At 62.0% G+C, this 1,264-nt stretch carries 1 pseudogene; it reads right to left on the bottom strand.

The annotated features are described in order from the left end of the window. Positions 1-38 precede the first annotated feature (38 nt). Positions 39-1,195 (bottom strand): annotated as a pseudogene (locus AB0B25_RS32140) (IS3 family transposase). Between the last annotated feature and the right edge of the window lie 69 nt (positions 1,196-1,264).

Here is a 1,264-nt window from a genome sequence, read left to right as displayed (position 1 = left end):
TGGGCTGTCTCGGCTTGATGTCCGCCGGGTTGCGAGAGTCAGGACACCGATTGTAGGTGTCGATTGGTCTTCTCGAATTCGGTCGGGGTGAGCCAGCCGAGGCTGGAGTGGCGGCGTTGCCGGTTGTGGAAGATCTCGATGTAGTCGAAGATCGCGTTGGCGAGTTCGGTGCGGGTCTTCCACTTCTTGCGGTCCAGCAGCTCGATCTGCATTCTGCTCCAGAAGGATTCGATCATCGCATTGTCGTAGCCGTCGCCGATGGTGCCCATCGACCCGACCAAGCCGGCCTCGGTGATGCGGCGACTGAAGGCCCATGAGGTGAACTGAGCGCCGTGATCGCTGTGGATGATCGTCGCATCGGGCGATCGCGCCGCGATGGCCATATCGAGCGCGCTGAGCACCAGAGACGCGGTTTGCCGAGAATCGATGGCCCAGCCGACGATTCGTCGGGAGTAGGCGTCGATCACCGCGCAGCAATACACTTTTCCTTCGCGAGTCGGATGTTCGGTGATGTCGGTGCACCACAGCTGGTTCTCCCGAGTCGCGGTGAAATTCCGGTTGACCAGATCCTCGTGGGTGGCGATGTCCTGCTTGCTGATATACCTCTTTCCGGCACCCGAGATACCTTGAACCCCAATGCGTTTCATGATCGAGTGCACCTGGCCAGAGCCAACCTCGATACCCATGCCGATGGTGAGCTCGGCGTGCATGCGGCGCACACCGTAGCAGCCGCGCGAGGCCACATGGATGGCCCGGATCGTTTCGGCGAGCATCTCGTGGCGCAGTCGGCGCTGGCTGGGTAATCGGTTGCGGTGATGGCGGTAGCCGCGCTCGGACACTCCGAGCACACGGCAGGCGGTGCGGATGCTGATTCCTTGCCCGGTCAAGGTCGAGACAGCCGGGAACCGCCTTTTGGGCCGATCGTGGTGTCGTCGAGAACCTTCGCGGCCAGCCGAGTCGCACGCAGTTCCTCTTCGAGTTGCTTGATCCTGTTCAGCGCATCCCTCAGTTGCGCCGATTCGACCGTGGACGTCCCGGGAGCCTCACCGCGGTCGACCAAGGCCTGATGTTTCCACCGATACAGCGTGGCCGCGGTGACTCCTAGATCACGGGCGACGTCGGCGACCTTGCGGCCTTCATCGACGACGAGGGCGACAGCGCGTTCACGGAACTGCGGTGAGTACATCATCGGCACGAGCGGAGATCCTTCCATCGAACGGATTGGAATCTCACAACTCAGCGGACAGAACCCCGAGACAGCCCA

Origin of the sequence: Nocardia sp. NPDC049190 (genome assembly GCF_040648115.1) — a bacterium.
Classification (GTDB): Bacteria; Actinomycetota; Actinomycetes; order Mycobacteriales; family Mycobacteriaceae; genus Nocardia.
This window is presented reverse-complemented; position numbering and strand designations above follow the sequence as displayed.